Source organism: Bradyrhizobium sp. (assembly GCF_028868675.1).
Lineage (GTDB): Bacteria > Pseudomonadota > Alphaproteobacteria > Rhizobiales > Xanthobacteraceae > Bradyrhizobium.
The window spans coordinates 1-4122 of sequence record NZ_JAGWUA010000297.1; the positions used below are offsets into that span (position 1 = coordinate 1).

Annotated in this window: 4 protein-coding genes; 1 reads left to right on the top strand and 3 read right to left on the bottom strand. The window is 63.0% G+C overall.

The genetic code is table 11. From position 1 onward, the window contains the following. From KGM94_RS23925 to KGM94_RS23935, 3 genes are all read right to left on the bottom strand, one after another. Positions 1-661: Hsp33 family molecular chaperone HslO (locus KGM94_RS23925; protein ID WP_300264791.1), on the bottom strand; the 661-nt coding region annotated here is incomplete at its 3' end. Positions 662-754: 93 nt separating this feature from the next. Then, on the bottom strand, positions 755-1996 hold the full coding sequence (locus KGM94_RS23930) for an IS4 family transposase (protein ID WP_300264795.1): 1242 nt from the start codon (positions 1994-1996) through the stop codon (positions 755-757). Positions 1997-2249: 253 nt separating this feature from the next. Then, positions 2250-3254: an IS30 family transposase gene (locus KGM94_RS23935; RefSeq protein WP_300264798.1), complete on the bottom strand. Its 1005-nt coding sequence runs from the start codon at positions 3252-3254 to the stop codon at positions 2250-2252. 188 nt (positions 3255-3442) lie between these two features. Here KGM94_RS23935 and KGM94_RS23940 point away from each other — a divergent pair. Continuing rightward, positions 3443-4122, top strand: a 680-nt coding sequence (locus KGM94_RS23940; protein WP_300264801.1) for an aspartate/glutamate racemase family protein, incomplete at its 3' end; no start/stop codon positions are given.

Here is a 4122-nt window from a genome sequence, read left to right on the forward strand (position 1 = left end):
GATGCAGATCGGCCTGCCGCGCGCGCTCCGGCGCCTTCGGCAGAAATTGCAGCAGCATGCCGCCGGCGCGCCAGCGGTGTTTTGGACCGCTGCCGTCGCCGCCGCGCCATTCTTCACCCACCGCAAGCCGCACCCGGGTCGGGATCTGCTCGGAGCGCAGGAAATACTCATGCGCAGCGTCTTCCAGGCTGCCGCCGTCGAGCGCGACGAGGCCCTGATAGCGGCTCATGTCCGCGCCCTGGTCGATGGTCATGGCCAGATGGCCCTTGCCGAGCAACTGGCCGGAATCCTGGCCGTCCTTCAGCCGCCGCGCGTCATAACGCGCATAGGCGCGCAGGCGGTCGGGCGACTGGAAGTCGACGATCAGGAACGACACCGGACCATCGGTCTGGGTCTGCAGGATGAAGCGGCCCTCGAATTTGAGCGCCGAGCCGAGCAACGTCGCCAGCACGATCGCCTCGCCGAGCAGTTTTCCGACCGGCGTCGGATAGTCATGCTTGGTCAGGATATCGTCGAGCGCGGGGCCGAGGCGGGTCAGCCGTCCGCGCAGGTCGAGCTCGGCGACCTCGAACGGCAGCACCGCATCATCGACGGGAACGGACGACGGCGCGCGAACCGGCGCGTCGGGCGTGATTTTGATGTCGGGGGATTGTGAGGACATGGGGCTGTATCTGGGGTCTGCCAGGACAAGTTGAAAGGGGTTGAAGGCGCGAAGTCCTCTCCACGAGTCGTCCCTGCGAACGCACTAGGGCCTCTACACGGTTTGGGCCCCATAAACGAGGAGTTGGAAGCGAGCCATTCCCATGTGGAAGGTGATTGGTCCAGGCGGGCGATGGGAGGCGTAGCCGGTCCAGCCGCCGAGCTTTGCGATGATCCATGCGGCCCACGCCATGGTGTTTGGGCGATGGTGGTTTTTCTGGAGCTCGGTGCGGCCTTTGAGGGTTTTGTTGATGGCCCTGAGTGCTTCGATCTCGTCCGGCGTAAAGACAAATTCGGCCGGTAATTCTTCGCCGCCATTTCGAGCTTGAACGAGCTGGATGACGACACATGCCACTCTGGTGGCGATCGCCACCAGTTTGATCAGGCCTTCAGCGCTGTCGAGCAGGCTGTCCTCGATGCGCAGACCCTGGCTCTTCAGCGACCGAAAGAGCTGTTCGATGATCCAGCGCTGCTTGTACCAGGAGACGACCCTCCAGGCATCGGCCGTGGTAGCAATCGGGTGAGTGGTCAAAAGCAGCCAATGAATGGGTTCAGCCCCTTTCGGCGGGCGCCGCTCGACGACTTCGACGAAGCTGACCTCGACGCCCTTCGGCAGATCCTTCACGCCGGGGCGCTGCGGCCGTTTGATCGTGACGGTTCCCATGCGCATGGAGAGACGGGCCTGGCGAGCGCGGCGATCCACCCGTTGCGGCAAATCAATCACCGCCTCGTCACAGAAGCGGGCTCGCTCCACGGCTTCATAAAGCGTTCCGCCATCGGCCAGGGCGTGATCATGCATGGCCCGCGTCAGCAGGTGGACGTTGTCGCCGGGCGTCAACGCCCAGTGTGCAAAGAACTCTCCCTCACGGTCATTGATGACGGTGATCATGCGCGCCGCAGCCAGAACCTCGCAGCCTTGCGCGGCCGTCGTCACCCAGCGTTCCGACTCCTTGTCGGCCAAGGCTCGCTTCTCGTGAGCGATCTTCTTGCGCTTGCGCGTCCACACCTCGCCGCCGGTGAGCCCGAGGCAGACCCCGCTGTCGGCATTGACCGCGATCATGGCATGCAGCAGCACGCCGCGCGCATTGCCTTTGCCGACCTTGCCCAAGCCGCGCCGATGTCCCTCGCGGGTGTGGAATTTGATCTCGCTGGTGTCCTGGATTGACAGCACATGACGTCCGCTGGCTGTGGCCGCCGTCTGCTGGCTCCAGCCTTCGATCAGCTTGTCGGTCGTGACCCGTGGATTATTGATAAACCGCCAGAACGCCATGTTCGCAGCCCAGTCGCCCTGCGCCATCTGCTGTAAACGCACGCTGCGTGTGCAAAGCATAGCACGGAGAAGCGTCGCCCCCTTTTATCGAGGCGAACGTCTCCAAACTTACCCAGGGACAAATCCGGTTCCTGCCGCATCTCTGGCGCTCCTTCGAATCAAAGCGCCAGATAGGGAATCATACAAGTCACTCAGGCGGCGGCACATTATGTCGCCACGAGTCAATCTGTCGCGCCCCCGAGACGTGTAGATGCCCTAGTGCGAACGCAGGGAGATGGGGTCACGTTTGAAGTGCAACGGCTGATTTAAGTTTGGAGAATGCCTCGGCGGGTGTCTTGAAGTCCAGGCATTTGCGCGGGGTATCGTTGAGACGCTGAGTGAGCCGACGGAGAGCGGCTGCCGAGATGGATTTGAGGTCGGTTTTGCGAGGCAGGGAGCGTCGCAGGCGCCCAATGGAATTTTCCACGCCGCCTTTCTGCCAGGGGCTGTGGGGGTCGCAAAAGAAGGTTTGGACGCCAATGGCGTTGTGAAGCCTGTGATGTTCGGCGAACTCGGTCCCGTTGTCGAAGCTGATGGTTTTACGCAGCGTCTGTGGAAGTTTGCCGAGTTGACGGGCGATGTTCCGAGCGGTCGGGACCGCTTTTCGATCGAGCGGGTGCAGCACTATGCTGAAGCGAGTTTGTCGCTCGTGGAGAACCAGCAATCCCTGGCCATATCGGGCGAACAGCATGAAGTCGGCTTCCCAATGGCCCGACGTCTGGCGGTCTTCGACCTCGCAGGGCCGTTCATCAATCGAGCGCCGTTGTTTGATGAAGCTGGCAGGGCTGCCGCTTGGGCGTCGCCGGTGCCCGCGTCTGAGTTTGTGACACGGCAGCAGGCGGTGCCAGTAATCCTTCTGGGCCGTCCGATGATAGATGAAACGATAGATTGACTCGTGGCTGATGATGACGCGACCATGTTCTAGCGCCAGTCGGCCAGCGATCTGCTCCGGGGAATGTCCCATCGCAAGGCTTTTGCCGACGCAGTCCCGCAGGTCCGACTGGCGCGCCAGCTTGAATCGGCCATCCTGCCGTCGCCGGCGTTCGGCTAATTGTTGAGCGCGGACTGGCTCGTAGCCGCCCTTCCAGACCTTGGTAGGTCGGGAGTTGCGCCGCAGTTCCCGACTGATCGTCGACGGCGCACGGTTAAGCGCATCCGCAATTTGGTTTTGAGATTTACCGCCTGCATGCAGGCGGTAAATCTCAACGCGCTCTTCAAGGCTGAGCTGGCCATAACATTGTCCCATCGCCACAACACCCTAGCAGGTGTTGCACTTGTCTCGTGAACCCAAGGGACCCATAACCACCGGCGTTGGTTTGGCGGTTGGTACTAGCCAATCGGCCTTATTGAGAGATCACGCGGTATGGGTCCCTGCGTTCGCAGGGACGACCACGACGGAGTTGCGCGGCGCTCGATACGCATTACCATGTGCCCATGACAAAAATCCTGATCGTCAATCCCAACACCACCGCCTCGATGACCGAAACGATCGGCGCTGCGGCGCGCGCCGTCGCTGCGGCGGGCACCGAAATTTCCGCCGTCACGTCGGCGATGGGGCCGGTCTCGATTGAAGGCTACTATGACGAAGCGTTCGCCGTACCCGGCCTGATCCAGGCGCTGATGAATGCGCCGGACGCCGACGCTGCGATTGTCGCGTGCTTCGACGACACCGGTCTCGATGCCGCGCGGACCGCGGCGCGCTTTCCGGTGGTCGGGATTTGCGAGGCGGCGCTGGTGACGGCGGGCCAGATCGCCAAGCGCATCGCCGTCGTCACCACGCTGCCGCGCTCGATCGTGCCGCTCCAGGAACTGGTGCGCCGCTACGGCTTTGCGGAACGCGCCGAAGTCACCGCCTGCGACGTCGCGGTGCTCGATCTCGAAAAGCCCGGCTCGGGCGCGGAAGCAAAACTAGAAGCCGAGATATCCCGCGCGCTCGACAAGGGCGCCGAGGCGATCGTGCTGGGCTGCGCCGGGATGGCCGATCTCGCGCAGAAACTATCGGAAAAATTCAGCGTGCCTGTCGTCGACGGCGTCGCTGCCGCCGTGAAGCAGGCCGAGGCGCTGGCCGGGCTGAAGCTGACGACCTCCCGGCGCGGTTCCTACGCGTCGCCGGG

What these genes read in the sequence shown, in the direction of transcription:
- KGM94_RS23930 (WP_300264795.1), bottom strand. Translation starts at nt 1,996, where the DNA reads ATGGCGCAGGGCGACTGGGCTGCGAACATGGCGTTCTGGCGGTTTATC.
- KGM94_RS23935 (WP_300264798.1), bottom strand. Translation starts at nt 3,254, where the DNA reads ATGGGACAATGTTATGGCCAGCTCAGCCTTGAAGAGCGCGTTGAGATT.